Genomic DNA, 25708 nt, shown 5'->3' on the forward strand with positions numbered 1-25708 from the left:
CCTAATCTCGTTCGTTGCTCGCATGCCGCATCTGACGGCAATGCCCTAATTGTTCTTGTCGATCCCGCCATCGTGACCGCCATCCGTCCCCCGAAACCGGGTGAGCGTCTGGCAACGTGCGAGGAAGGTCTTGCTTGCCGGGCCCGCGAGCAGGGCAGCATGTACCACATTTGCCCGCCCGAGTGCCAAATCCAATTCATCGGTGGTCAGGACGCTGATAACGGGGAAATCGGCTGATTCCCCGCCGTTTTCCCGCATTACGGCGGCCAGTTTGGCATTCAGCTTGCGGATTCCGTCCGGAGCGCCGTCCGTGGCGTGGATCAGGGCCACCGCCTGCCGCCCCTCGATGGCGCCTTCAACCTTGGAAAATCCTGACGTGACCTGGCCCGCTTTCGCGGCCATGGCGAGGGCTTCGGACACTCCCCGGACCATCATGCGCTCGACATCGTCGGCCAGGGTTTTCGACACCTGGACGTCACGTTTGAAGCTGCGCGCGAAGACGTTGCGCCTGGCGGCTTCCGCCACGGTGGCGCGGGACAGCGACACCCATAGCCCGCGCCCCGGCAGCTTGCGCTTCAGGTCGGGAACGGTTTCACCGGTCGGGGAGAGGACGAAGCGGATCAGATCATCGATCGGCGCAACCTGCCGCGTGACCGCGCACATCCGCTCGGTCCCGGCTTTTGTCCGGGGTCCGTTGTCGAGATCTGCGTGATCAGCGATGGCAAGCATGCGCGGGTCATTTCCTTAGCTCTTGAAAAGCATGATGTTGTCCGAAAACCGCATCACACTTTATGCCTGAGCCGAATTGTCTTCGGAGGCGGCTGCCTCTTCGGACGGCTTGGCGAGATCTGCTTCGGTGATCCAGCCGGCGACGACGCGGGCCTGCATGATGAGGGCTTCCGCGTCTTCGCGCGACGTTTCGTTGGCGTCGAGAATGCCGGCGTGCTTGGTGGTCTCGCCATCCTTGCGTTCAACCCAGCCGACCAGATCGTCGGTGGCGCAGCCGGCCAGATCCTCGACGGTCTTGATGTCGTTCTCGCCGAATTTCACAAGCATCTTGGCGGTTACGCCCGGCACAGTCGTCAAAGCGTCTTCCACGCCCAGTTCCTTTCGCTTCGCTTCGAGTTCTGCCTCGAGCTGTTCAAGATATTCGCGGGCACGGCTTTGCAGCTCGTTGGCGGTTTCCTCGTCGAAGCCCTCGATGCTGGTGAGTTCCCGTGGGTCCACCAGCGCCAGATCCTCGACCGAACCGAAGCCCTCGGATGCCAGCAACTGGCCGACGACTTCGTCGACATTGAGGGCTTCCATGAAGACGCGGGTGGAATTCTCGAAGTCGGCCTGACGGCGCTCCGATTCTTCCTGTTCGGTCAGAATGTCGATGTCCCAGCCGGTGAGCTGCGACGCAAGACGCACGTTCTGCCCGCGGCGGCCGATCGCAAGTGATAGTTGGGTATCGGGCACCACGACTTCAATGCGCTCACGATCTTCGTCGATCACGACCTTCGCGACTTCGGCGGGCGCCAGCGCGTTGACCACGAAGGTCGCGATATCGGGCGACCACGGAATGATGTCGATCTTCTCGCCCTGCAGTTCGTTCACCACGGCCTGCACGCGCGAGCCGCGCATACCGACGCAGGCGCCGACCGGATCGACCGACGAATCGCGTGAAATTACGCCAATCTTCGCACGCGAACCCGGATCGCGGGCCACCGCCTTGATCTCGACGATGCCGTCATAGATTTCAGGAACTTCCTGCGCGAACAGCTTCGCCATGAACTGCGGATGGGTGCGCGACAGGAAAATCTGGGGTCCGCGGGTTTCGCGGCGGACATCGAAGATATAGGAGCGGACGCGGTCGCCGTTGCGGAACACTTCGCGCGGCAGCATTTCGTCGCGGCGCACGATGGCTTCGCCGCGGCCGAGATCGACGATGACGCTGCCGTATTCGACGCGCTTGACGACGCCGTTGACGATCTCGCCGATGCGATCCTTGAATTCCTGATACTGCCGGTCACGCTCGGCTTCGCGCACCTTCTGCACGATCACCTGCTTGGCGGACTGGGCGGCGATGCGGCCGTATTCCAGCGGCGGCAGCGTGTCGGCAATGGTGTCGCCGATCTGCGCGCCGGGGTTAGCCTTCTGCGCGTCCTTCAGCGAGATCTGGTTCGACGAATTCTCGACCTGTTCGACCACCAGCATGTGGCGCGACAGCCGAAGTTCGCCCTTCTTGGCGTCGATCTCGGCGTGCACATCGGTCTCGGAGCCGTAGCGGGCGCGGGCCGCCTTGGCGATGGCGTCTTCCATCGCCGCGATCACGATCGAGCGGTCGATCGACTTTTCGCGTGCGACGGCGTCGGCGATCTGCAGCAATTCGAGTTTGTTGGCGCTGACAGCGGCCATGGCTCAGTCTCCTTCGTGGTGATCCGATTTGCCTGCTCGCTTTTTCGCTTCAGCGGCGAGGCGGTGTTCCTTGGTGTTCTTTGGCGCGGCTTTTTTCGGCTTTGGTTTCGGCTTGTAACTTTTCGAAATTGGCAGTTCGGCGCGGGCCTTCTTCGCGTGTTCGGGCGGAGGCGGCGCGAGGCCGAGGTCTTCCTTGATCTCGCGTGCAGCCGATTTGCCCCGGCGCATGGATTCCGCAATCAATTCATCGGTCAGAACAAGATTCGCGCTGGCGATGTCTTCCATCGTAAGCAACACACTTGCTTCCTGATCGGCGCGAGCGTCGTCGCGAATAATCCTGATGCCGTCGCCCTCGACGCCGCCAAGCTTGCCGCGGAAACGTTTGCGGCCCTCGTGAGGCACAGCCATCTCGATTTTCACCAGATGCCCGGCATAACGCTCAAAATCGGTGCGGCGGACCAGCGGCCGGTCGATGCCGGGGGATGAGATTTCCAGCCGATATGCGCGCTGGATCGGATCGGCGATGTCCATCACCGGCGACAGCGCTTTCGAAATCGCTTCGCAATCCTCGATCAGCATGGTGCCGTCGGGCTTCTCCGCCATGATCTGCACAGTGCAGCCCGCTTCGGCCGTGACCTTGATCCGCACCAGCCGATAGCCCATGCCCTGCAAGACAGGCGTCGCAACCGCGGCCACGCGCGCGCCGACGCCCGGCTCGACCACAAGGCGCGGTTCGGCGAGCAGTTCGGCATCAACGGCAACGTCGGTGGGGTCGCTCATGTCCAGGATCAGAGTGCTCTTATGGTTATCGGCCGGCTGCTGCATGCGGCACGGGCCATCAGGTAATAAAAAAGAGCGGGTCCCGGGGGGCCCACTCTCCTACGTGTGCGTATGAGAATTTATCAGTTGCGGCGGATATAGACGTTTTTGGCCTGTGCGGCAAGGGCTTCCCGCGGGCCGGAAACGATTGCGGAACCCGTTTTGTTGCTGGCAAAGCTCCGATTTATCGAAAGGATGTATAAGCTTACAGCCAAACGGCGGAAGTCCGGACGCCAGCGCGAACTCATTTCAAGCAGCTGTCCTCAAAGCGATCTTTCCGGCTAACCGTTCATTCATCTGGCCTACCTACAGTCGCCAACGCTTCCAGGCGCACGGTAGACCGCCGCGCCAGTAGCGACCAGAGACCCGCATGGCTGCTGCCTTTTCGCTTATTCCCGAACTCGATGAGATCGTCAAAAACGGCTCCGCTGAAAAGCGGGCGGCGGCGATTGCGCGGATTTCCGACCTTTTCCTGCAAGGTGCCGCGCATTTCGAGACCCGGCATGTCGCGCTGTTCGACGACATTCTGGTTGGTCTGGTGCCGGCCACCGAAATCGAAACGCGTGTGGAACTGGCGGAGCGGCTGTCGAAGCTGGATAACGCCCCGCCGACGCTGGTGAAGCAACTGGCCCACGAAAATGAAATCAAGATTGCCGGTCCGATCCTGAGCCGATCGCCGCTGCTCGACGATCCGACACTCGTCGAAATCGCCCGCGCCAAGGGCCAGGAACATCTGGCCGCGATTTCAGGGCGCCCGACATTGTCTCCCACCGTGACCGATGTGATCGTCCGCCGCGGTGACCGCGAAGTGGTGCGCAGCGTCGCGGCCAACAATGGTGCGCAGTTTTCCGAGTCCGGCTATTCGGGACTGGTCAAGCGCGCGACCGACGATGGCATGCTGGCGCTGACTGTCGGCCAGCGCGAGGACCTTCCGGCCGCGTCGCTGAAACAGTTGCTGGCGAAATCGGTCGATCTCGTCCGCCGCCGCATGTTTGATACGGCGAAGCCGAAACAGAAGGCGGCGATCAATCAGGCAATGATCGAGATTTCCGGTGTGCCGAAAGCGCCGCAGACCCGCGATTTCCAGCCGGCCCAGCGCGCCATTCTGGCGCTGCATCAGGCGGGAGAACTCAACGAGGCGGCGCTGCTCGGCTTCGCCAAGCTGCATAAATACGAGGAATCGATTGCGGGACTGGCGGCGCTGACGGGAATGCGGCTGTCGGTGGTCCATCAGCTGATGCTCGGTGATCGCTACGATCCCATTCTGCTTCTGGGAAAATCGATCGGGCTGGAATGGGCCACCGTGCGGGCGCTGGTGGTGTTGCGGCTTGGTCCGGGACGAACGCCCTCCGGTCCAGATATTGAGGAAGCCCGGATCAACTACGAGCGTTTGTCGCTCGCGACGGCGCAGCGCGTTCTGACCTTCTGGCGGCTGCGCGACAAGGGTTTGCCGGCCTAAGAGCTCACGTGCCGAAAGATGAGATAGGCGGCCTTGCGGCCTTCGCGGTCGGCCTTTCGTCCATAGCGCGTCATCGTGTAGTGCGGCCACGGCCTCTGCCAGTCGCTGGCGCGCTCTGCTGTCCAGATGAAGTCCGCAGAGCGCTGCATGTGCATCAGGGTCCATGCACAGTAGTCATCGATGTCGCACACGAAGCGGAACTCGCCGTCTGATTTCAGGATGCGCGACATCTCGGCGATGGTTGCGTCCTGCACGAAGCGGCGCTTCCAGTGCCGCCGCTTCGGCCACGGATCGGGGTGAATGAGATCGATCCGCGCAAAGCTCGATGGCTGCGCCCATGCCAGCAGCTCGGCGGCGTCGCCTGCAAACAGGCGGATGTTGGCGATGTTGTGCGCTTCGATCTGCGCCAGGATTTTCGCCATGCCGTTGACGTACGGCTCGCAGCCGATGAAGCCGGTCCGCGGAAACGCGAGCGCTTCCGCGATCAGGTGTTCGCCGCCGCCGAATCCGATCTCGAGACGCATTTCGTCGACAGGTGCCTGGAACAGCGCGCCCGGATCGGAGGCGTCCGCGTGAGCAGGATCGAGTGCGAGATGCGGCAGCAGATTTTCGATCAGATCGGCCTGGTGATTGCGGAGCTTGTGGCCCTTGCGCCGCCCGAAAAACGATCCGTGCCCGTGTTCGATATTGTGCCCGCGTGAGGAGGTCGTATCGTTCGCTGACATCGCATTCACCGGCTTGGGCAATCTATCGTTCATCGCGGGTGCGATCTGGTTGAAATCCGGTCATGGACACGCCCGGCAACGTTGCCGATCCACGGCGCTGCGGGGTCCGCAGGTTTATGTGGGGTCGGGCTGTTCGCGCGCCGCCATCTGCTCGACGAGTTCCACGATGCTGCGGCGGAGTTTGGCATCCGTGATGCGCGTGAACGCGCGCGTCAGCGCGAGTCCTTCGGAGGTGGCGAGAAAATCCGAAACGTAGGCGGGGGATTGCGCTTCGCTCAATCCTGCCAGCGCGTTCGGTCCGGCCGGGCCGCCTTCGAACAAAAACGAGACCGGCACCTGAAGAATGTCGGAGATCTGTTGCAGCCGGCTTGCACCGATGCGGTTGGTGCCCTTTTCGTATTTCTGCACCTGCTGAAATGTCAGGCCGAGCGCTTCGCCGAGCTTTTCCTGGCTCATGCCAAGCATGATCCGGCGCATGCGCACGCGGCTGCCAACATATTTGTCAACAGGATTGGGCGCCTTGGTGGTCATCTAAGAGCTCCGCGTCATCGGCAGGGTTTGGAAAACGATGGTGAACCTGTCGGCGATGACCAGACCGGAATACGCTTCTTGCGCCAGCATCGTCAAATCCTTGTCGCCCCCGTGATGAAGAATTTAGGTTAAACCCTGTGACCGCATTGAGGCCGATTGAACCCATCGAACAAGGTTTGACAGTCTGGACACATGTCCAGAAATGCCGTGCATCAGAACATATACGGTGACGTCAGGGCTTTTGTTTCGCGCGGCGGCGAATAACGATCACAGTCGACAATGCGACCGCCAGTGCCACCGGAATATCGCGAACACGGGAGAACAGCGTCGGGGACGCTGGTTTGGGCAACGCTGAATCGAGCACGCCCTCGGCGCCAAGTCCCAATTGCGTAACGATCCTGCCGAACGGATCGATCACGGCGGAGATGCCTGTGTTCGCAGAGCGTACGATGGGGAGGCCTTCTTCAATCGCTCGCAACCGGGCCTGTTGCAGATGTTGATAGGGGCCGGTCGAGATGCCGAACCATCCGTCGTTGGTCAGGTTGACGATCCAGTTGGGACGATCGTCGCCGGGAACAATGTCGCCCGGGAAGATCGCTTCATAGCAGATCAGGGGCAGCATGCGCGGTGCGTTCGGTACCGTCATGGTCCGCCGCCGGTCGCCCGGAATGAAACCGCCGCGTACCTTGGTGATCTGCACGAAGCCGAGTTTTTCCATCGCGGACTGAAACGGCAGGTATTCACCGAATGGAACCAGATGCAGCTTGTCGTATATCGACAGGATGGTTCCATCGTGATCGATGACATAAATCGAATTGTAGGCGCGGGTGATCTGCGTTCCGGCAGGCTGATCTGGCGGGCGGATCGCACCCGTCACCAGCACCGTCCCAGGCGGCAACAGGTTCGCGATCTGCGCCATGGCGTCGGCCTCGCGCGCCAGGAAGAACGGAAACGCGGATTCCGGCCAGATCAGGATGGTGGAGTCACGCACGCCGCTCGATTGCGGACCCGTCGCGCGATCCGACAGCGACAGATACTTCTCCATCACCATCTGTTTGGCGGCGTAGTTGAATTTCACATCCTGCTGCAGGTTCGGCTGCATCAGCCGCAGCTTCACCTTGTCGACGAATTGCGTCGGCTGGTTTGCGAGCCTGATTGCGCCGTAGCCACCCATCGCGACAAGCAGGACGAGTGAGACAACGAGCGGAATCCACGGGCGGCGCGTCACGTGCGGATCGTCGATCAGCGCTGCGGGAGACGCAAACACCGCGACCGCGATAAACGTCAAACCCCACAGCCCGACCAGCGACGCGCTTTGCGCGAATGCCAGCGGCTCGGTCAATGCGTAGCCGAATGCGTTCCAGGGAAAGCCTGTCAGGATATGTCCGCGCAGCCATTCGCTGACCGTGAGCGCGCAGGCGAGACTGAGAATGCGAAACGCATTCGGTGCCCAGATCAGCCGGGCAAGCGCAAAGCCGAAGGCCATGAACAACGCCAGTCCTGCCGGCAGGCCCATCACCGCGAACGGAAGCAGCCACGCGAAAGTCTGGGCGTCGACGAGGAAGGCGTAACCGACCCAATAAAGTCCCGCCACGAAATAGCCGAAGCCGAACCACCAGCCGCTCATCGCCGCAGCGGGAATGCCGCCGAGGCGTCCGGCGCCCGCGCCATCGATCAGCCAGACCGCGACCGGAATTGTCAGAAACAAAATCGGCCACGCGTTGAACGGCGCCATCGCCAGCGCCGACAGGGCGCCAGCGGCGAGCGCGATCATCGCGCGCGTCCATCCCCATGACAGGATGATCCCGGAGATGAGCGCGCGGAAGGACTTCATCGATTGCCGGCGCCGTCGCTGGATGAAGCCGGATTGGTGTTGTCGTTGGCCTGGGCCTGCGCGGCATCGTTCGCGGCTTCCCTGCGGCGCAACTCGCGATGACGCAGATTGGAGCGGTCTTTCTGCGTTCCAATGCGCACGCGTTTGACGCGGCGAGGATCGGCGTCGAGCACTTCGATCTCGAACTCGCCCGGTCCGGAAATGATTTCACCGCGCACCGGCAGGCGGCCGACCTGCGTCACGAGATAGCCGCCGAGCGTATCGACATCCTCGCCAGCTTCGCCGGTGTCGAACTCCTCTCCGACCACGGATTGCACGTCTTCCAGGCTGGCGCGCGCGTCGGCGATGAACGATCCATCGGATTGCCGGACCACGGACGGTGTCTCGTCGCTGTCGTGCTCGTCGTCAATCTCGCCGACCACCTGCTCGACGATGTCCTCGATCGACACCAGACCGTCGGTGCCGCCGTACTCGTCGACCACCAGCGCCAGATGGATGCGCGTCGCCTGCATCTGCGCCAGCAGATCGATGGCGGGCATCGATGGCGGAACATAGATCAGTTTGCGCATGATGTTGGCGTCGGACAGCTTCATGCGCAGGTCGACCGAACGCAGATCAAGCCCCGCCGGAAACGGCTTCTTGCGCTTGGCGTTGACCTCGTCCGCAACCTTCGCCTTCGCTGTGATGAAGGCGAGCAGGTCGCGGATATGAACGAAGCCTTCGGGATCGTCGAGGGTGTCGTTGTAGACCACCAGACGCGAATGAGCCGCGCTTTCGAACAGACTCATCAACTCGCCCAGCGAAATATCCCGCTTGACCGCGACGATGTCGCCGCGCGGCACCATGACGTCGGCGATGCGCCGCTCGTGCAGGCCCAGGATATTGCGCAGCATTGTGCGCTCGATCGTGGTGAAGCTGGTTTCATCCGGTGCCGTGGCATCAAGCACCACCTGGAGATCGGCGCGGGCCGATCCCGCTTTCCATCCGAACAGCGTGCGCAGCGCACGCATGAGCCAGAGTTCCGACGACGGGCGCAGCACCTCGCCCTGCTGCACGGACACCGGCAGATTGCCCGATCGCGGCGTATCAGAGCGATCCCTGTCGGATTTGTCGGCAAGAGAATTGGACACCTAGTTCACCTGATCGTCGTGCGCGTAGGGATCGGGGATCCCGAGCTGCGCCAGGATATCACGCTCGAGATCTTCCATGATCTCGGCATCTTTATCGTTTTCGTGATCGTAGCCCACCAGATGCAGAAATCCGTGCACCGCCAGATGGCTGAGATGGTGATCGAACGGCTTGTGTTCGGCTTCGGCCTCAAAGCGCGTGGTCTCGTAGGCGATGGCGATGTCGCCAAGCATGCGCGGCGCGTCGTCGTCAGCGCGCTCCGATTGTAGTGCAGGAAACGACAGCACGTTGGTCGGCTTGTCGATGCCGCGCCAGTTCTTGTTGAGCGTGCGGATGCCGGCATCGTCGGTCAGCATAATCGCAAGTTCGGCGTCGGCGGTATCGGCATCGACCATGGACGCCGCCGTTTCGATGGCGCGATGGATCGTCGTCTCCACACCGCGTTCGCCGTTCCAGCAGTCGGCGGTAACGAGGACTTCGGTCGCGGGTCTATCGGCGGACGTCATGTCAAAATCTTGGTTGCAATTGGCGCTTGGCCGTTCGGTTTCATTGGTGCGTCAAGGTTTGCCCGTGGGCTGCTTCGGCACGCCTTCATATGCGGCAACGATTCGCGCCACCAGTTCGTGGCGGATGACGTCCTGCGCCTGGAATCTCACCTGGGCGATGCCTTCGACGCCATCGAGCAGCTTGGCGGCCTCCGCCAGCCCCGACGGCTGGCCATTGGGCAGATCGACCTGGCTCGGATCGCCGGTAATGATCATGCGGCTGTTCTCGCCAAGACGCGTCAGGAACATCTTCATCTGCATCGACGTAGTGTTCTGCGCCTCGTCCAGAATGATGGCCGCATTGGTCAGGGTGCGGCCGCGCATGAAGGCCAGCGGCGCGATTTCGATTTCGCCGCTTTGCAGGCCGCGCTCGACGATGCGCGAATCCATCAGATCGTACAGCGCATCGTAAATCGGCCGCAGATATGGATCGACCTTTTCGCGCATGTCGCCGGGCAGGAATCCAAGCCGTTCTCCGGCTTCGACGGCGGGGCGCGACAGGATGATGCGGTCGACCTCCTTGCGTTCGAACAACTGACAGGCCTGCGCCACTGCGAGCCATGTCTTGCCGGTGCCGGCGGGGCCGATGCCGAACACCAGTTCGTGCCGCTTCAATGCGCGGATGTAGGAATCCTGAGCGGCGGTGCGCGCCCGAACCGGACGCTTGCGCAGATTGATCTCCTCGAATTGCGACTTCGCGGTCTTCGGATCGAATTCGAACAGTGAGCCTTGCGCGATCACGGCGCGGATCGCGCCTTCGACATCGCCTTGCGCGATGTCCTGGCTGCGCACAGCCTGTTCGTAAAGCATTTCGAGCACCCGCCGCGCGGCGTCACAACCGTCGCGCGATCCGGCGACGGTGATGTGGTTGCCGCGCGAGTCGGCGACGACGCCGAGGCGGCGTTCGATCAGAGCAAGGTTTTGTCCGTAGGGACCGACCAGGGCGGAGGCGGCGCCGTTATCGTCGAAGGCGACGACGATCTGGGCTTCGTGCGGTGTTGGAACGTCTCGGTCGTTTTTGCGGCCAGGGGCGAGTGTCGGCGAATCCGATGCGCTTTTTGGCAAGGGTTCAGGCTCCGGTGGTCATGGCTGACAAGGAAGTGTTGGCGGGCTGAGAAATTTTAGGTGACGAGACGGGAGACACGTCCGCCCCGGCGAGTGCGCCGATCAGGCTGTAGCGTTCGAGGCTCTCGACGGCGACGGGCAGCACCTGGCCGATGATGTCGGGCGACGCCATGACATGAGCAGGTTGCAGGTAAGCGGTGCGGCCGACGATCTGACCGGGATTGCGCGCGGCGCGCTCAAACAGCACATCGACCGTCTTGCCGATCACTGCCGCGTTGAAGGCAGCCTGCTGGCTGTCGATCAACTCCTGGAGCCGCGCCAATCGCTCGTCCATCACAGTGGTCGTGACCGTCTCCTGCATGTCCGCGGCCGGTGTACCGGGCCGGGGCGAATACTTGAACGAATAGGCGCCAGCGTAGCTGATTTGGCGGACCAGCGCGAGTGTTGCCGAAAAGTCTTCCTCGGTTTCACCGGGAAAACCGACAATAAAATCCGATGAAAATGCAATGTCTTCACGCACCTTGCGGAACCGCTCCACGGTGCGGGCATAATCGGCAGCGGTGTGTTTGCGGTTCATCGCTTCCAGGATGCGGTCGGAGCCGGATTGCACCGGCAGATGCACGAACGGCATCACCGCGGGAATGTCCCGGTGAGCCTCGATCAGCGCCTCGTCGACATCGCGGGGATGGCTGGTCGAATAGCGCAGGCGCACGATGCCCGGAATGTCCGCAAGACGATGCAGAAGCTGGCCGAGCGACCATGGCTTGCCGTTCTCGCCTTCGCCATGAAACGCGTTGACGTTCTGGCCGATCAGCGTGATCTCGCGCACGCCGTTATCGGCGAGGCGCTTGACGTCGTCGACGATGCGCGCGACCGGACGCGACACTTCCATGCCGCGCGTATAAGGCACCACGCAGAAGGTGCAGAACTTGTCGCAGCCTTCCTGCACCGTGACGAAAGACGAGATGCCGCGCGCGCGGATCATCGCCGGTTTTGGATCGGGCAGCGAGGCGAACTTGTCCTCGACCGGAAATTCAGTCTCGACGGCGCGGCCATCGGTCTTTGCCTTTGCCAGCAGCTGCGGCAGATGATGATAGCTCTGCGGGCCGACCACGACATCGACCACCGGTGCGCGGCGGATGATCTCGCTGCCTTCGGCCTGCGCGACGCAGCCCGCTACTGCGATCTTCATCTCGCGGCCGTTGCGCGCGGCCTCGTCCTTTGCGGTGCGCAGGCGCCCAAGTTCCGAATAAACTTTCTCGGACGCTTTCTCTCGGATGTGACAGGTGTTGAGGATCACAAGATCGGCGTCGTCGGCATTTGCCGTCTCGACGAATCCTTCGGGCGCGAGCGTGTCCACCATGCGCTGTGCATCGTAGACATTCATCTGACAGCCGTATGACTTGATGTGCAGCTTGCGCGGCGCGGTCATCGAAACCTTGGGTCTGGCGGCGCTCCGGGCCGCTCCAGAGAGCGTTTTCCGGCCGGTTAGCCGAAGAAACGCTCCTAATTATAACTTAGCGCGTATTCCGTTCGCAGAACCGGTACCCCCTTCTGCGGAATACGCGCTCGCTTCAAATATAGATAAAGGGCGGCGAAATCCAGCGACCGGGTGGTAGTTCAGAACGCGCCAAATAGAGTCTATCTATTTGTTCTGGTGGGGTTTTCAGGGGCGAACCTAATCGCGCGCCTAAATGGCGCTTATTTCAGCGTGGTCGAGGCTCGGTTCGATCAGACCGGGCAATGCGCGCATATCTCCGATGACAATGTTCGCGCCGGCCGCCCGCAGCCGGTCGGCATCGCCGGGCCGGCAGTGGCTGCCGCCGGTAAATCCGATCACGGTCATTCCCGCGGCATGCGCGGCGGTGACGCCGGGCACGCTGTCCTCGATCACGACACATCGCCTTGGCGGCGTATCCATCTGCGCGGCGGCAAACAGGAACAGGTCCGGCGCAGGCTTGCCGCGCTCGACCTGCATCGCAGAAAACAGATGCGGATCGAAGCGGCCGATGAGGCCTGTGGTGCCGAGGCTGCTGCGAATGCGTGTCGGTGTACCGGAGGACGCCACGCAGATGCGCCGGGACAATCGGTCCAGCGCCTCAAAGATGTGCCGAACGGGCTGCAACTGTTCTCCGAACACCCGGTCGATCGTGGCGCGCAGTTGCGCGGTATACGAGTCGGGAAAGGCGCGGCCGAGTTCGCTTTCGACTTCAAGCCTTGCCTCACGCGCCGAACGCCCGAGGAAACGCTCGTGCACCTGTTCGGCGGAAATCGCGTAGCCGTATTCCGTCAGCACCTCGGCATGAACGACGCACGCCAGCGCTTCGCTGTCGACGAGCACGCCGTCGCAATCGAAAATGACGAGGTCGTAAGGGGACGGAGTGCTCAAGACTTGTCGTCGTCCCGAGTCTTTTCGTCCAACGGCACGCAATAAAGCTCCAGCCGGTGATCGACCAGCTTGTAGCCGAGCTTGCGCGCGATTTCGGTCTGAAGCTTTTCGATTTCCTCGGAGGTGAATTCAATCACCTTGCCGTCGCGCAGGTTGATGAGATGGTCGTGATGACTCTCCGGCACCTGCTCGTAGCGGGCGCGGCCTTCGCGGAAATCGTGACGCTCGATGATGCCGGCGTCTTCGAACAGCTTGACGGTGCGATAGACCGTCGAAATCGAGATCTTGTCGTCGACTGCAACGCAGCGCCGGTAAAGTTCCTCGACGTCGGGATGATCCATGGCCTCAGCGAGCACGCGCGCAATGACGCGGCGCTGCTCGGTCATGCGCATGCCGGCTGCGGCGCAACGCTTTTCGATATCCGTGTGCTTGCCTGTGGGCACGGGCTTCAAGGACGACATCTTGCGAGGTTCCGGTGGATAGAGCGGTGTTTTGCCACCAGCCGCAGCTTACGACAAGTCTCGCTGCATCACCACGGCGTTCAATTGTTCGCCGCTGGCGTCCTTGTAGTACCGTTCGCGGCGCCCGACGACGCGGAAACCGGCGCGTTCATACAAGGCGCGGGCAGGACGGTTGTTTTCCTCGACTTCGAGAAACACGGTTTTCAGGCCATGCCCCGCAAGATGTCCGAGATGGGTGCGCAGCAGGTCGCGCGAGAATCCGCGCCCGCGGTGCTTTTGTGCGACCGCAACGGAGAGTATCTCCGCTTCGTCGGCAGCGGTCCGCGACACGATGAATCCGATGGTCGATCCGCCGAGCCGCAGCCGGTGAGCGAGGGCATTGCGCTCGATCAGGATCTGTTCGAATTCGTCCGTGCCCCAGCCGCGATGAAACGAGGCGCGATGCAGTTGTGAGAGACGCGGCGCATCGCGGAGATTTGCGGGCTCGACCGTGGCGTCGGCGCGTCCGAACAGTTTCGGAAACACACGGGACAGAAATGCGGGAACGCGCGGCATGGCTACGTCCGTGTACCCGGCAGCGCGTAACCAGCCTTCGGCTTGGCGTCGGGCGCACGCAAATAAAACGGCTTCGCCGGCGCCGCGCCTGGGTCGGTCCCTGCGCCGATCCATGCGACCCAGGTAATATCGGGACCGGGTTTCGGGTCGACCAGCACAGGTGCCGGAACATTTCGCGGCCAGCGATCCGCCAGCAACTGCGCCGCGTTGCCGACCATGCGCAACGCGCCAAAGCGTGAGGCCGCGAAGGTTTCCTCGATCGGCATCACAGCCGGGCGCATCAAGGCCGACCCGTTGCCGGCGACGACCTGACAGTAAACATGGTCATGCCGGGCATCGATCGCGGCGATGATCGGATGCTCCTGCTTCTCCGCGACCAGAGGCGCGACATAGGCCGCCAGCGTGGTGAGGCCGATCACCGGTTTGTCGGCGGCAAGGCCGATGCCACGCGCCGCCGAGATGCCGACGCGCAAACCGGTAAAGCTGCCGGGGCCGGTGGTGACGGCGATGCGGTCGAGTTCGAGATAGCTCAGGCCTGACGCGGTCATGACACGTGCGATCAGCGGCATCAGCGCCTCGGCATGGCCGCGCTTCATCTCCAGCGTTTCCTGCGCGATGACCGCTTTCGTCGCGGCATCGAGCACGGCAGCAGCGCAGTAGTCCAGCGCGGTATCGATGGCGAGAACGATCATTCAGGGACCGGTAAGATGGCAAAGCTGGCGGCAACGTGCCGCTGAAAAAGCAAAGGGGCAAGCGGTTCGGCGCTTGCCCCAAGGCCTTTTTGGAAAATTCGGTAATTTACATCGGCCGGACTTCGACCACGTCCGGGATGAAGTGCTTCAGCAGGTTCTGGATGCCGTGCTTCAGCGTCGCCGTCGAGGACGGGCAGCCCGCGCAGGAGCCCTTCATGTCGAGATAGACAATGCCGTCCTTGAAGCCGCGGAAGGTGATGTCGCCGCCGTCGCTGGCGACCGCCGGGCGAATCCGGGTTTCGAGCAGATCCTTGATGACCGCGACGGTCTCGGTGTCGGCCTCGCTGAAGAATTCCTCGGCGTGGGGCGCATCTCCGTCGGCAACCTGGCCGTCAGCAAGCAGCGGCGCACCGGACATATAATGTTCCATGATGACGCCGAGGATCGCCGGCTTGAGGTGCTGCCAGTCACTGTCGTCCTTGGTGACGGTCACAAAATCCGAGCCGTAGAACACCCCGGTCACGCCCGGCACACCGAACAGGCGTTCGGCCAGCGGGGAGCGGGTGGCGGAGTCACGGTCGGTGAACTCCATGGTGCCGCTGTCGAGCACGGGGCGGCCGGGAATGAACTTCAGGGTCGCGGGATTTGGGGTCGCTTCGGTCTGGATAAACATCTGGTTCTCCGGCGCATCGCCGGTTCAAGGCCGGCGCGAACGGGGTTAAGTGAGCGGTTCCTATAGCACAGATGGCGCCTGAAACAGCCCGATCAAGGTGCATGGCGGCTGTTCCGGGGTGGGGAAACTCCCCGGTGTCATCACCGGGCTTGTCCGGGTGATCCCGATGAACTGGGCACTATGTCTCATTATCGGGATGGCCGGGACGAGCCCGGCCATGACAATTCAGGACAGCGCGTCGATATCGAGGTCGCTGAGATTGCCCGGCACGACGGTAATCGGGATCGGAAATGTGCCGGCGGTTTTCGCCAGCATGGTGATGATCGGACCGGGGCCTTCCGCACCGGCGCTGGCCGCAAGCACCAGCATGGCAATGTCGACATCGTTATCGATGACGTCGATGATCTGCTCGCCGGGATCGCCCTCGCGGATGACACGCTCCGGCGTGATGGCTGCGATGCCGTTGGCGCGGCCCGAGGCGCGGTCGAGCGCCGCGTTCGCGATCTCCTCGGCTTCCGCGCGCATGATGTCGGCGACACCGAGCCATTGCTGGTTGCGGTCTTCCGTCTCGATGACGCGCAGCATCACGACGCCGCCGCCGACACGCAGCGCCCAGCGGCTTGCGTAGTACACCGCGCGGTCGCCTTCCGCGGTGTCGTCAACGACGACGAGGCATTTCGGCTTGTGGCCCTGTTCGTAGCTTCGTCGCTGGTTGCTCATGCATGTCCCTCGCGCGTATTCCGCAAAAGTGGGCACCGGTTTGCGAGAAGAATACGCGCAGCTTAATGACCGGCATCATGCTGCCATGCGCGAGGGCGCGCCGACAAGGTGAGAAGAGGCTTGACGGAACTCGATTTGGTTTGTCCGGAGGCGCACGAGGCCATGCCCGGATTCATTCAGGCATGGCCTTCGCAGGATGGAAGACAGTTTTATGTCTTGCGGATGAAGCCGACGATGTCCTTCACCGCATCCATGGTTTCGGCGGCGATGACGCGCGCGCGATCCGCCCCGTCGGCCAGAACCGAATCCACATAAGCGGCGTCCTGCGTCAGCTTCTTCATTTCCGCACCGATCGGCCCGAGCTTCGCGACCGCGAGATCCACCAGCGTGCTCTTGAAGCCCGAGAACTGTCCGCCGCCGAATTCGCGCAGCACGTCCGGCCGCGATTGTCCCGACAGCGCCGCGTAGATCCCGACCAGGTTGTCGGCTTCGGGACGGCTCTTCAGGCCTTCCTCCTCGCCCGGCAACGGCTCCGGGTCGGTCTTCGCCTTGCGGATTTTCTGCGCGATCGCGTCGGCGTCATCGGTGAGATTGATGCGTGAATAGTCCGACGGATCCGACTTCGACATTTTCTTGGTGCCGTCGCGCAGCGACATCACGCGCGTCGCAGGTCCGGTGATCAGCGGCTCCGGCTGCGGGAAGAACTTCTCGCCGAAATTGTGCGCGCCGATCGACTCGGAAAAGTCATTGTTGAACTTCTGCGCGATGTCACGCGCCAGCTCTAGATGCTGCTTCTGATCCTCGCCGACCGGAACATGCGTCGCGCGATAGACCAGAATGTCGGCCGCCATCAGATTCGGATAGGCGTATAGCCCGACCGATGCATTCTCGCGATCCTTACCGGCCTTCTCCTTGAACTGGGTCATGCGGTTCAGCCACCCGAGCCGCGCCACGCAGTTGAACACCCAGGCGAGCTCGGCATGTTCGGAGACCTGGCTCTGGTTAAAGACAATGTGCTTCTTCGGATCGATGCCCGCGGCGATGAACGCCGCCGTGACCTCGCGAATGTTACGGGTCAGCTCGGCAGGGTCCTGCCAGACGGTAATGGCATGCAGGTCCACAACGCAGTAGATGCAGTTGTGGGTGTTCTGGAGCTTCACGAAGTTGACGATGGCGCCGAGATAGTTGCCGAGGTGCAGATTGCCCGTCGGCTGGACGCCCGAAAAAACCAGTTCTTTTGCAGCCATCTTACTGTTCCTGTGCCGCCGTCCGGCAGCCGATCCGTGTACGCGCGTCTTTAGCCATGCAGGCGCTACTCGCGCAAGCCGCCATCGCGCAAATTGCTGATTGCCTCACCCCAGCTCACGACGCCGAACAGGTCCAGCAGCAGGCCGTAAAACGAAACGCCCGCCGCGACCAGTCCGCCGAGAATGGTGATCTGGGCCGCGAAGCCAGCCGTTGCCGTCACCGGCGCCACAAAGGACTCGGCGAGAAACAGCATCGCGCCCATCACCGCGGCGCAGATCGCGATCCGCGGCAGCCGGCGCTGCGAAATGGCGTCGAGGGAAAATCCGAATGTCGTCGCGCCTCGCCAGCCCAGCACGCCGGCGCAGAACCATGCGCCGAGCGAGATGCTGGCCGCGACGCCGCTGGCACCATAGGCATGCCCGAAGAACAGCCCGCAGATCACGGCGACCGCGATACCAGACAGCGTTGCCGCGAGCGGCGTTTTGGTGTCCTCGCGGGCGAAGAAAGCCGGAGCCAGCACTTTCACCAGAACATGCGCGGGCAGGCCGAGCGCAAGGATCGCCAGCGCCCGTGCGGTGGCGATGGTATCCGCCGCGGTGAATGCGCCGTGCTCGAACAGCACGCGGATGATCGGCTGGCTCAGGACGATCAGGCCGATGGTCGCCGGCATGACCAGCGCGGTCGCAAGTTCGAGTCCGCGTGACTCGGCTTGCATCAGCGCGTCCTTGTCGTTGGCGCGGATCGCGCGGGTCATCTCCGGCACCAGCACAGTGCCCATCGCCACGCCGACCATGCCGAGCGGCAGTTCGATCAGGCGGTTGGCGAAATAAAGCCACGACACCGCGGCCGGCGAATTCGAAGCGATGATCGCGCCGCCGACAATCAGGAATTGCGGCCCGGCATTGGCCACCATGCCGGGAATGCCCTTGCGCAGAAACCCCCGGATTTGCGGGTCGAATGAAATGCGTATCGGCGTGGCGATGCCGTCGCGCCACGGTCTGCGCTGAACGAGGATCAGCATTTGCAGACATCCGGCGACGCCGACTGCGCCCGCGATCACGGTCGCCGAGAACAGCGGATCGTGCCGCCAGACCAGCAGCACGACCAACACAACGATCATGGTGATGTTGAACAGCACCGGCGAGAATGCGGTCAGCATGAAGCGATGCTCGGCGTTCAGCACGCCCATCATCACGATAGATGGGCCGACGAACGCGAAGTACGGCATCATCAATCGGGCGTCTTTGATGGCCAACTCCAAAGTCTCGCGGCCGACGAAGCCGGGGGCAAGCACCGCGATGACGAGCGGCATCAGCACCGTCAGGACGAGCGCGATACCGATCAGGATGAGGCTGACGCTGCCGAGTACGCGTCCCGCGAAGGCGGCGGCGGCAACAGTACCCTCGGTTTCCCGCACGCGCAGATAATGAGGGATCAGCGCTGCGTTCAGCGCGCCTTCGGCGAAGGAACGGCGCGTCACATTGATGAACTGGAACGCCACCAGGAACGCGTCCGCGACCGATCCGGCGCCGAGCAGCGCCGCGATCAGGGCGTCGCGCATGAATCCCAGCGTTCGCGACGCCAGCGTGCCGGTCGAGATGGTCAGGATATGACGGATCATCGAGCTATTCTGCGGATCACATGCTTGCTGGCGGGCGCGTTGTCGTGATAGGTCGCCGGTTGCTCCAAAGACCTTGGAACCGGCCCTCCAATCCCTCCCTGAAATACCAGCTTTTGCCGGTTTTGCTCCCTTCCAGCAGGAATATCATTAATGACCGCAGCGACATACGACGTTCTCGGGATCGGGAATGCCATCTTCGATATCCTGGTGCGAACCGACGATGCCTTTCTCGCTCAGCACGGCATGGCCAAGGGATCGATGGCGCTGATCGACGAGGCGCGCGCCGCTGCGGTTTATCAGGCCATGGGCCCAGCCACCGAAATGTCCGGCGGTTCAGCGGCGAATACGATTTTCGGCGTGGCGGGCTTCGGCGCAAAGGCGGCTTATGTCGGCAAGGTCAAGGACGACCAGATCGGCCGCATGTACACCCATGACATCCGCGCCGCGAATGTGGCGTTCACGACCGCGGCCGCGACCGACGGCCCCGCGACCGGATGCTCCTACATCCTGGTGACGCCGGACGGCGAGCGAACCATGAACACGTATCTCGGCGCGGCGCAGGATCTCTCCCCCGCCGACATCGACCCTGCCCAGATTGCGGCGTCCTCGATCGTCTATCTGGAAGGTTATCTGTGGGATCCGGCCAATGCGAAGGAGGCGTTTCTGAAAGCCTCGAAGATCGCGCATGACAACAAGCGCAGTGTCGCGCTCACTCTGTCGGACGCTTTTTGTGTCGGCCGCTACCGCGATGAGTTCCTCGATCTCATCCGCACCGGGACGGTCGATCTGGTGTTCGCGAATGAGACGGAACTGGCTTCGCTCTATCAGACCGAGGATTTCGACAAGGCGCTGGGTCAGTTGCGCAATGACGCCCAGCTCGCCGTGGTCACCCGCAGCGAAAAGGGCTGCGTGGTTGCTGCGAAGGACAAGGTGACGGCGGTTCCGGCATATCCGGTGAAGCAGGTGGTGGATACGACGGGCGCGGGCGATCTGTTCGCCGCGGGCTTCCTGTTCGGTTTGGTGCGCGGTCTTGGCCATGAACAGTGCGGCCGGCTTGGCGCGCTCGCCGCCGCCGAGGTGATCCAGCACATCGGCGCGCGTCCGCAAACGTCGCTGAAGGCGCTGGCGCAGGCGGCCGGACTGCCGGTCTAGCGGCAACTGTTCACGATCGAGTGACTACCGGTTAACCGCGTTTCTCCCTTGAAGGGCTTGAGGCCGCATCCATATGACAAAAGACGATTTTCGGCGGGAACGATTGCCTGTTGCGTTCGTTGGAACTTTTCCCGCTGTGCGGGCAGGGACGTTTGTTTTTTAAAGAGATACGCGCAGGTCGCGGCGGAAGGTCACCATGATTTCAACCTGGAGCGAGTGGAAACGTTACCCGAAGGCTGCGCGCGGCGAAAAACTCGAAGCGCCGATCGGGCCGGGAATTTTTGAAGTCAGGCACGCCTCATCCGGAGCGCTGTTCGCCTTCGACTCTGCCGACAACCTCGCTCTCGCGCTGTCGTCGATTACATCGGGGCCGAAATCATTCGCATCCTGGTTCGGCAAGCGCGATTCCGCAACGTCGCTCGATCTCGAATACCGCACTTACGCGACATCGACGCGTGAAGATGCAAAGGTCGCCGCGGAACGAATGATTGGCCGCCGCGAGGCCTTCATGAGTCACGTCGCCTGACGCCTAGCGGCGCAGCACGCCGATCATGCGGCTGGCGAAAGTGAGCCGCTCAGCCAACACCGACATGAAATAGGTCAGGAGCTTCTGGCCGAGGGCCGGATTGCTGGCAGTAATCGCGTTGAACGCATCGGCGCGCAGCACGTAAAGCACGCTGTCGGTTTCCGCCCGGATCGTTGCGCTGCGCGGCTGGCGTGCGACAAGCCCCATTTCCCCAACCGTTGTATGGCGGCCGAGGCTTCGGACGCGCGTGCTGTGGCCCCCGCCCGCGTCAACGATGACGCCGATCCTGCCGTTGAGGATAAAGAGCATCGAGTCGGCCGGTTCACCCGCGCGCGCGATGGTCTCGAAAGCGCGGACTTCGAGGCGTTCGCAGCGGCGCGCCAGTTCAGCGGCATCATGATCATTGCCGAGAATTCCCGCGAACCAGCCTTGCAGATCGCCTTCTTCCTGCTCCAGCCCGCTGTGCCGGGCGATGATTTCGTTCTCGCACCACTCCAGCGCATGATCGAGATCCGGCATGACCAGAATGTCGCCGGCCAGAAACTCTCCCGACCGCAGCATTTTTTCCGCTGCGCGCGGCAGGTTGACGAGAACGAGCTTCACGTCGTTCTCGATCGCCGAACGCCTGATCTGGGCGAAGCTGTAGGCGGCCGATGAATCGATCCCGGTGACCAGCTTGAAATCGAACACCAGATAGCGGCACTCGGGATGATGTTCGAGCAGCATCTTGACATGCTGATAAAGGCGATTGGCCGAACCGAAGAACAGATAGCTCTGCAGATTGAGCCCGTGGATTTCCTTGCCATGGGCGGCCAGCAGCGCGAGATCGTTCTGCGAGCGATCGAGCGAACTGCGGTACTCCGCGCCGTTGAAGCCGAATTTGATCGAACTGATGCGGGATGCGCTCAGTGCAAATGTCGCGCAGCCGATGATGGTTCCGATCAGGACGCCGGCGATAAAACCCCACTTCACGATGATGAAGATGATCGCCAGCAGCGACAGGTATTCGATGGTGGACAGCCGCCGACGCGATTCGATGATCCAGCGGTTGAGCTGGTCCACGCCGAGATAGATCAGCAGGCCGCCGAGAATGAATTTCGGCATGAAGCTGAGCAGCGCCGGATCGGCGACCAGCATCAGCACCGAAATCACAGCGACCATCAGCCCGGACAGGCGGCTGGTGGCTCCGCCGTTGAAATTGAGCAGCGACCGGCTGAGCGAGATGCACCCCGCATAGCCGCCGAACAGTCCCGACAGGATGTTGGCAGCTCCCGCGACATTCAGTTCGCGTTCGAGGTTTGCTTCGCGGCTGGTCGCGACTTCAAGACCTGTGGTGTTGAACAGCGTGCTGATCGCAGTGACGAAAATCACCGCAATGAGATTGCCGATCAGCCCGGGCACGGCCTGCCATGGGTAGTTTTCAATATCACCCAGATGCCACGGAAGGGAAAACGTCGCGCGCGGCAGCGATTGAAATGTCCAGCCGAGGGCCTGCGCCTGCTCCAGCGAGACGCCTGCGAAGTTGAACACGATATGGGTCACGACCACGCCGGCGATCAGCAGCGCCGGCAGCGCCAGCGGATTGCGCGAGCGGTGCCACGTCAGATAGATCGTGAACGCCAGCGCGATGCCTGCGAGAAGTTCGTACATCGTCATCGGGTCAGCGAACGATGCCAGGTTGTCGAACCGCAAGGACATGTTCGTGATGACGCGAACGCCGCCGAGGGCGATCAGGAGCGCTGTCGCGCCAAGGAAACCGCCGATCACGGGATAAGGCACGTACCGGATCGCGCGGCCGATCCGGGTCAGCCCCAGACTGCACAACGCCAGGCCGGTGATGATGGTTGCGGCGGACAGCGTGAGAAGCACGGGGCCGAGCAAGTGCGCGGACGGATCGGTTGCCGTGATGTGTTCGACCACCGAGGTTGCCAGAATGGCGGTCACCGCCGCTGTGGACGTTTCGGGGCCCCCAACTGCGATGGGAAAGGTGCTGCCCAGCGCGACCACGATGGCGATGATGGCCGTGGCGATGAAGGTCGCCGCGATCCCGTAGGGCAGATATTCGGACAGCGGACCGGAGAAAATCAGAACCGAATAGGACAGTCCGAAGGACACCGTGAGGACCGCAGGCGCCGCGCTGGCGAAGATATCATTCAGCCATGCACGAAGTTTCACATGAGGGCTTGGAACTCGGCTTACGGAGGGAAAGGCCACGCGTGACATCCATGGGTGGAGGCGAGCCAGTCCTAGACGACGACAACGCTGACGTAAAAGAGATTTTTATGACAATCGCATTTGCAGCTGGTCCTTGCGCAAAATGAGATATTCCGGGTGTTCCGGCGGCAGCAAAAAGGCTGCGCTGTTTTTCAGCGCAGCCTGGTTGCCTCGAACATCTTCTCTGCGCTGACAGATCAGCGGCCCTTGAACTTGGCCGGGCGCTTTTCCAGGAACGCGCCGACGCCTTCCTTGAAATCTTCGCTGCGTCCGGCAACGCGCTGGAACTGCTGTTCGAGGTCGAGCTGTTCCTCGAACGAATTGTTCTCGCTTTCCCAGTAAAGCCGGCGGATCAGCGACAGCGCCACGGTCGGGCCGTTGGCCAGATCATGGGCAAGCTTCCTGGTCTCCTCGGCGAGAGCCGCATCATCGACGACGCGGTTGACCAGTCCCCATTCCAGCGCCTTCTCGGCGGGAAGCCGCTCGCCCAGCAAGGACAGCTCGACCGAGCGCGCCTTGCCGATGAGCCGAGGCAGGATCCAGGTCGATCCGCAATCCGGCACCAGGCCGATGCGGCGAAACGCCTGCAGGAAATACGACGACCGCGCGCAAACAATGACGTCACCCATCAGAGCGAAGCTCATGCCTGCGCCGGCAGCCGGGCCGTTCACGGATGAGATGATCGGACAATGCAGGTTGCGCAGACGGCGCAGGAACGGATGAAACGCTGTCTCAAGCGTCGTGCCTGCGCTCGGCCGCTTGCCGCTCTGATCGTTGCGGCCCTGAAGGTTGGCCCCGGTGCAGAATGCCTTGCCAGCGCCGGTGAGAACGAGGCAACGAATGTCGTCGCGCTTCTCGTCGATCGCATCCATCGCCTCGGTGAGACCGGCGAGCATGTCCGGCGACACCGCGTTCATGACCTCAGGATGATCGAGTACAAGTGTGGCGACAGGTCCGTCGAATTCCAGTCTGCAATGTTTGAACTGCATGCGTTCCTCGCTTGATGATTTTGATTGAGCGTGACGTCCGCAAGCGTTGCCGCGTCCGTTTCGCAGCGACTATTTCGGAAACCGAATTGGCTGTAAACGGCACAGCATGGCAACAATGTCTGGTCTGCCATGCGCTGCGAATTTTAGTTTCGCATGGCGAAAGAGCCGTTCCGTCGTCGCGGCGGTTTGATTTTGCGCGGCCGATTGGCCAATGTCGCCGCCAAACGAGATCAACGGAGATGAAGCGATTATGGGCATTTTCGATCTGAGCGGCCGCGTGGCGGTGGTGACGGGCGGCAATGGCGGCATCGGTCTTGGCATCGCGCAGGCGCTGGCGGCGGAAGGATGCGCCGTGTCGATCTGGGGACGCAACGCCGAGAAGAATGCGCGGGCGGTGGCCTCGATCACCGGCAAGGGCGGCAAGGCCGAGGCGCGCATCTGCGATGTCACCGATGCGACATCGGTGAAAGCTGCGATGCAGGCGACGCTGGATGCATTCGGCCGCGTCGACGGTTGCTTTGCCAATGCCGGGATCGGCGGCGGCGGACGTCAGGCCTTCATCGACCGCACCGAAGCGGACTGGCGCAAGATGTTCGCCACAAATCTCGATGGCGTGTTTCATGTCTTCCAGGCGGCTGCGCGGCACATGACGGAACGCGCGGCAAAAGGCGATGCCTTCGGCCGGCTGGTAGCGACATCAAGCATGGCGTCACTGTTCGGCACGGCGCGTAACGAGCATTACGCCGCGACGAAGGCTGCGATCAATGCGCTGATCCGCGCGCTCGCGGTCGAGCAGGCGCGCTATGGCATCACGGCCAACGCGATCCTGCCGGGCTGGATCAAGAGCGAGATGACGCAGGGCCTGATGGCCAACGACAAGTTCGTCGCGAATGTGATGCCGCGCATTCCCATGCGCCGGTTCGGCGAACCGTCGGACTTCGGCGGCATCGCCGTTTACCTGATGAGCAAGGCGTCATCGTATCACACCGCGGATAGCATCCTGATCGATGGCGGCTACACGGTGTTCTGAGGATCACTCCGGCAGCGGAATGAATTCGTGCTCGTTGGGCACATGGGCGAAGCGGCCGGCTTTCCAGTCGGCCTTCGCTTCCTCGATGCGCTCCTTGCTCGACGACACGAAGTTCCACCAGACGTGGCGCGGGCCTTCCAGCGCCGTGCCGCCGAGAAACATCATCCGCGTCGGGCGCACGGCCTTCACGGTGATCCGGTCACCGGGGCGGAAGATCAACAGCTTCGGTCCCTCATATTTTTCATTGGCGATCTCGATCTCGCCGTCGACGATATAGATCGCGCGTTCCTCGTGATCCGCATCGAGCGGCACGCGCATGCCCTCGTCCAGCGCCACCTCGGTGTAGAACCACTCCGAAACCATCTCGACCGGCGATTTTGCGCCGAACGATGAACCGGCGATGATGCGCGCCTTGAATCCGGTGTCCTGAACCGTCGGCAGGACGTCGGCGCCAAAATGCTGGAACGACGGCGCGATCTCTTCCTTGCCCGCAGGCAGCGCGATCCAGCTTTGCAGGCCGAGCATCTGCTGGCCGCTGGCGCGCTGCACGTCCGGCGTGCGCTCGGAATGCGCGATTCCGCGCCCGGCGGTCATCAGGTTCATCGCGCCGGGCTGGATTTCCTGGATATTTCCTTCGCTGTCGCGATGCATGATGCTGCCGTCGAACAGATAGGTGACGGTGGCGAGCCCGATATGCGGATGCGGGCGCACGTCCATGCCCTTGCCGGCCACGAACTGCACCGGTCCAAAGTGATCGAAGAAGATGAAGGGGCCGACCATCTGCCGCTTGCCGTGCGGCAGCGCGCGGCGGACAGCGAAGCCGTCGCCGAGATCGCGTGTGCGCGGCACGATAATGAGGTCGAGCGCGTCGCAGGTCTGCGGGTCGCCGAGGATCGGATCGTTCGATGGCATCCAGCTCATAGCGCGTCTCC

At 62.4% G+C, this 25708-nt stretch carries 25 protein-coding genes; 4 read left to right on the forward strand and 21 right to left on the reverse strand.

Annotated elements, in window-relative coordinates; all coding sequences use genetic code 11:
* Positions 1 to 45: 45 nt before the first annotated feature.
* Genes HMPREF9695_RS24085 through rimP form a run of 3 tightly spaced genes read right to left on the reverse strand, consistent with a single transcriptional unit; the run spans position 46 to position 3180 of the window.
* Positions 46 to 729: an RNA-binding protein gene (locus HMPREF9695_RS24085; protein WP_006023531.1), complete on the reverse strand. Its 684-nt coding sequence runs from the start codon at positions 727 to 729 to the stop codon at positions 46 to 48.
* A gap of 60 nt (positions 730 to 789) precedes the next feature.
* Positions 790 to 2400 (reverse strand): transcription termination factor NusA, encoded by a 1611-nt coding sequence (gene nusA / locus HMPREF9695_RS24090; protein WP_006023532.1) that lies wholly within the window; start codon positions 2398 to 2400, stop codon positions 790 to 792.
* A 3-nt stretch (positions 2401 to 2403) separates the two neighbouring features.
* A complete protein-coding gene (gene rimP, locus HMPREF9695_RS24095; RefSeq protein ID WP_041713453.1) occupies positions 2404 to 3180 on the reverse strand; it encodes a ribosome maturation factor RimP in 777 nt (258 codons plus the stop codon).
* Between the two features lie 409 nt (positions 3181 to 3589).
* On the opposite strand from rimP, the gene HMPREF9695_RS24100 reads away from it, so the two are divergent.
* Positions 3590 to 4678, forward strand: coding sequence for a DUF2336 domain-containing protein (locus HMPREF9695_RS24100; RefSeq protein ID WP_006023534.1), 1089 nt, complete (start codon positions 3590 to 3592; stop codon positions 4676 to 4678).
* Here HMPREF9695_RS24100 and HMPREF9695_RS24105 read toward each other — a convergent pair.
* The 15 genes from HMPREF9695_RS24105 to murJ all read right to left on the reverse strand — a co-directional run bounded on the left by HMPREF9695_RS24105 (position 4675) and on the right by murJ (position 18865).
* Positions 4675 to 5403, reverse strand: coding sequence for a tRNA (guanine(46)-N(7))-methyltransferase TrmB (locus HMPREF9695_RS24105; RefSeq protein WP_051055062.1), 729 nt, complete (start codon positions 5401 to 5403; stop codon positions 4675 to 4677). The genes HMPREF9695_RS24100 and HMPREF9695_RS24105 overlap by 4 nt on opposite strands.
* Positions 5404 to 5517: 114 nt before the next feature.
* Positions 5518 to 5934, reverse strand: coding sequence for a helix-turn-helix domain-containing protein (locus HMPREF9695_RS24110; protein ID WP_006023536.1), 417 nt, complete (start codon positions 5932 to 5934; stop codon positions 5518 to 5520).
* 232 nt (positions 5935 to 6166) lie between these two features.
* Positions 6167 to 7768 (reverse strand): apolipoprotein N-acyltransferase, encoded by a 1602-nt coding sequence (gene lnt / locus HMPREF9695_RS24115; RefSeq protein ID WP_006023538.1) that lies wholly within the window; start codon positions 7766 to 7768, stop codon positions 6167 to 6169.
* A complete protein-coding gene (locus tag HMPREF9695_RS24120; RefSeq protein WP_006023539.1) occupies positions 7765 to 8898 on the reverse strand; it encodes a hemolysin family protein in 1134 nt (377 codons plus the stop codon). The genes lnt and HMPREF9695_RS24120 overlap by 4 nt, the downstream gene beginning before the upstream one ends.
* Positions 8899 to 9402, reverse strand: coding sequence for an rRNA maturation RNase YbeY (ybeY, locus tag HMPREF9695_RS24125; protein WP_006023540.1), 504 nt, complete (start codon positions 9400 to 9402; stop codon positions 8899 to 8901).
* Between the two features lie 51 nt (positions 9403 to 9453).
* Positions 9454 to 10506: a PhoH family protein gene (locus HMPREF9695_RS24130; RefSeq protein WP_006023541.1), complete on the reverse strand. Its 1053-nt coding sequence runs from the start codon at positions 10504 to 10506 to the stop codon at positions 9454 to 9456.
* A 4-nt stretch (positions 10507 to 10510) separates the two neighbouring features.
* Positions 10511 to 11938, reverse strand: coding sequence for a tRNA (N6-isopentenyl adenosine(37)-C2)-methylthiotransferase MiaB (miaB, locus tag HMPREF9695_RS24135; protein WP_006023542.1), 1428 nt, complete (start codon positions 11936 to 11938; stop codon positions 10511 to 10513).
* A gap of 258 nt (positions 11939 to 12196) precedes the next feature.
* Positions 12197 to 12895, reverse strand: coding sequence for an HAD family hydrolase (locus HMPREF9695_RS24140; RefSeq protein WP_006023543.1), 699 nt, complete (start codon positions 12893 to 12895; stop codon positions 12197 to 12199).
* Complete coding sequence (locus HMPREF9695_RS24145; protein WP_006023544.1) at positions 12892 to 13356, reverse strand: Fur family transcriptional regulator; 465 nt, start codon at positions 13354 to 13356, stop codon at positions 12892 to 12894. The genes HMPREF9695_RS24140 and HMPREF9695_RS24145 overlap by 4 nt, the downstream gene beginning before the upstream one ends.
* Positions 13357 to 13404: 48 nt before the next feature.
* Positions 13405 to 13911 (reverse strand): ribosomal protein S18-alanine N-acetyltransferase, encoded by a 507-nt coding sequence (gene rimI / locus HMPREF9695_RS24150; RefSeq protein ID WP_006023545.1) that lies wholly within the window; start codon positions 13909 to 13911, stop codon positions 13405 to 13407.
* 2 nt (positions 13912 to 13913) lie between these two features.
* Complete coding sequence (tsaB, locus tag HMPREF9695_RS24155) at positions 13914 to 14603, reverse strand: tRNA (adenosine(37)-N6)-threonylcarbamoyltransferase complex dimerization subunit type 1 TsaB (RefSeq protein ID WP_006023546.1); 690 nt, start codon at positions 14601 to 14603, stop codon at positions 13914 to 13916.
* A 106-nt stretch (positions 14604 to 14709) separates the two neighbouring features.
* Positions 14710 to 15276 (reverse strand): NifU family protein, encoded by a 567-nt coding sequence (locus tag HMPREF9695_RS24160; protein WP_006023547.1) that lies wholly within the window; start codon positions 15274 to 15276, stop codon positions 14710 to 14712.
* A gap of 225 nt (positions 15277 to 15501) precedes the next feature.
* Positions 15502 to 15996, reverse strand: a complete 495-nt coding sequence (locus HMPREF9695_RS24165; protein ID WP_006023548.1) for a universal stress protein — start codon at positions 15994 to 15996, stop codon at positions 15502 to 15504.
* A 209-nt stretch (positions 15997 to 16205) separates the two neighbouring features.
* On the reverse strand, positions 16206 to 17243 hold the full coding sequence (gene trpS / locus HMPREF9695_RS24170; protein ID WP_006023549.1) for a tryptophan--tRNA ligase: 1038 nt from the start codon (positions 17241 to 17243) through the stop codon (positions 16206 to 16208).
* Positions 17244 to 17308: 65 nt separating this feature from the next.
* Positions 17309 to 18865, reverse strand: a complete 1557-nt coding sequence (murJ, locus tag HMPREF9695_RS24175) for a murein biosynthesis integral membrane protein MurJ (protein WP_006023550.1) — start codon at positions 18863 to 18865, stop codon at positions 17309 to 17311.
* 150 nt (positions 18866 to 19015) lie between these two features.
* On the opposite strand from murJ, the gene HMPREF9695_RS24180 reads away from it, so the two are divergent.
* Complete coding sequence (locus HMPREF9695_RS24180) at positions 19016 to 20017, forward strand: adenosine kinase (protein WP_006023551.1); 1002 nt, start codon at positions 19016 to 19018, stop codon at positions 20015 to 20017.
* Between the two features lie 196 nt (positions 20018 to 20213).
* Positions 20214 to 20543, forward strand: a complete 330-nt coding sequence (locus tag HMPREF9695_RS24185; RefSeq protein ID WP_006023552.1) for a hypothetical protein — start codon at positions 20214 to 20216, stop codon at positions 20541 to 20543.
* A 3-nt stretch (positions 20544 to 20546) separates the two neighbouring features.
* Here HMPREF9695_RS24185 and HMPREF9695_RS24190 read toward each other — a convergent pair whose 3' ends face one another.
* Both HMPREF9695_RS24190 and HMPREF9695_RS24195 read right to left on the reverse strand, forming a co-directional pair.
* The gene (locus HMPREF9695_RS24190) at positions 20547 to 22766 is read right to left on the reverse strand and encodes an SLC26A/SulP transporter family protein (protein ID WP_006023553.1); all 2220 of its coding nucleotides are present in this window, start codon (positions 22764 to 22766) and stop codon (positions 20547 to 20549) included.
* 188 nt (positions 22767 to 22954) lie between these two features.
* On the reverse strand, positions 22955 to 23746 hold the full coding sequence (locus HMPREF9695_RS24195; protein WP_006023554.1) for an enoyl-CoA hydratase/isomerase: 792 nt from the start codon (positions 23744 to 23746) through the stop codon (positions 22955 to 22957).
* A 250-nt stretch (positions 23747 to 23996) separates the two neighbouring features.
* Between HMPREF9695_RS24195 and HMPREF9695_RS24200 the strand changes: the two genes are divergently transcribed.
* A complete protein-coding gene (locus HMPREF9695_RS24200) occupies positions 23997 to 24776 on the forward strand; it encodes an SDR family NAD(P)-dependent oxidoreductase (RefSeq protein WP_006023555.1) in 780 nt (259 codons plus the stop codon).
* A gap of 3 nt (positions 24777 to 24779) precedes the next feature.
* Here the strand turns inward: HMPREF9695_RS24200 and HMPREF9695_RS24205 are convergent, their stop codons facing one another.
* Positions 24780 to 25697 (reverse strand): pirin family protein, encoded by a 918-nt coding sequence (locus HMPREF9695_RS24205; protein WP_006023556.1) that lies wholly within the window; start codon positions 25695 to 25697, stop codon positions 24780 to 24782.
* Between the last annotated feature and the right edge of the window lie 11 nt (positions 25698 to 25708).

Origin of the sequence: Afipia broomeae ATCC 49717, assembly GCF_000314675.2 — a bacterium.
Taxonomy (GTDB): domain Bacteria; phylum Pseudomonadota; class Alphaproteobacteria; order Rhizobiales; family Xanthobacteraceae; genus Afipia; species Afipia broomeae.

What these genes read in the sequence shown, in the direction of transcription:
- trpS (WP_006023549.1), bottom strand. Translation starts at nt 17,243, where the DNA reads ATGGCTGCAAAAGAACTGGTTTTTTCGGGCGTCCAGCCGACGGGCAAT.
- rimI (WP_006023545.1), bottom strand. Translation starts at nt 13,911, where the DNA reads ATGCCGCGCGTTCCCGCATTTCTGTCCCGTGTGTTTCCGAAACTGTTC.
- HMPREF9695_RS24145 (WP_006023544.1), bottom strand. Translation starts at nt 13,356, where the DNA reads ATGTCGTCCTTGAAGCCCGTGCCCACAGGCAAGCACACGGATATCGAA.
- HMPREF9695_RS24205 (WP_006023556.1), bottom strand. Translation starts at nt 25,697, where the DNA reads ATGAGCTGGATGCCATCGAACGATCCGATCCTCGGCGACCCGCAGACC.
- HMPREF9695_RS24165 (WP_006023548.1), bottom strand. Translation starts at nt 15,996, where the DNA reads ATGAGCAACCAGCGACGAAGCTACGAACAGGGCCACAAGCCGAAATGC.
- HMPREF9695_RS24085 (WP_006023531.1), bottom strand. Translation starts at nt 729, where the DNA reads ATGCTTGCCATCGCTGATCACGCAGATCTCGACAACGGACCCCGGACA.
- HMPREF9695_RS24160 (WP_006023547.1), bottom strand. Translation starts at nt 15,276, where the DNA reads ATGTTTATCCAGACCGAAGCGACCCCAAATCCCGCGACCCTGAAGTTC.
- HMPREF9695_RS24110 (WP_006023536.1), bottom strand. Translation starts at nt 5,934, where the DNA reads ATGACCACCAAGGCGCCCAATCCTGTTGACAAATATGTTGGCAGCCGC.
- miaB (WP_006023542.1), bottom strand. Translation starts at nt 11,938, where the DNA reads ATGACCGCGCCGCGCAAGCTGCACATCAAGTCATACGGCTGTCAGATG.
- ybeY (WP_006023540.1), bottom strand. Translation starts at nt 9,402, where the DNA reads ATGACGTCCGCCGATAGACCCGCGACCGAAGTCCTCGTTACCGCCGAC.
- HMPREF9695_RS24100 (WP_006023534.1), top strand. Translation starts at nt 3,590, where the DNA reads ATGGCTGCTGCCTTTTCGCTTATTCCCGAACTCGATGAGATCGTCAAA.
- HMPREF9695_RS24185 (WP_006023552.1), top strand. Translation starts at nt 20,214, where the DNA reads ATGATTTCAACCTGGAGCGAGTGGAAACGTTACCCGAAGGCTGCGCGC.
- HMPREF9695_RS24105 (WP_051055062.1), bottom strand. Translation starts at nt 5,403, where the DNA reads ATGTCAGCGAACGATACGACCTCCTCACGCGGGCACAATATCGAACAC.
- HMPREF9695_RS24200 (WP_006023555.1), top strand. Translation starts at nt 23,997, where the DNA reads ATGGGCATTTTCGATCTGAGCGGCCGCGTGGCGGTGGTGACGGGCGGC.
- HMPREF9695_RS24180 (WP_006023551.1), top strand. Translation starts at nt 19,016, where the DNA reads ATGACCGCAGCGACATACGACGTTCTCGGGATCGGGAATGCCATCTTC.
- nusA (WP_006023532.1), bottom strand. Translation starts at nt 2,400, where the DNA reads ATGGCCGCTGTCAGCGCCAACAAACTCGAATTGCTGCAGATCGCCGAC.
- HMPREF9695_RS24190 (WP_006023553.1), bottom strand. Translation starts at nt 22,766, where the DNA reads ATGTCACGCGTGGCCTTTCCCTCCGTAAGCCGAGTTCCAAGCCCTCAT.
- HMPREF9695_RS24195 (WP_006023554.1), bottom strand. Translation starts at nt 23,746, where the DNA reads ATGCAGTTCAAACATTGCAGACTGGAATTCGACGGACCTGTCGCCACA.
- lnt (WP_006023538.1), bottom strand. Translation starts at nt 7,768, where the DNA reads ATGAAGTCCTTCCGCGCGCTCATCTCCGGGATCATCCTGTCATGGGGA.
- tsaB (WP_006023546.1), bottom strand. Translation starts at nt 14,603, where the DNA reads ATGATCGTTCTCGCCATCGATACCGCGCTGGACTACTGCGCTGCTGCC.
- murJ (WP_006023550.1), bottom strand. Translation starts at nt 18,865, where the DNA reads ATGATCCGTCATATCCTGACCATCTCGACCGGCACGCTGGCGTCGCGA.
- rimP (WP_041713453.1), bottom strand. Translation starts at nt 3,180, where the DNA reads ATGAGCGACCCCACCGACGTTGCCGTTGATGCCGAACTGCTCGCCGAA.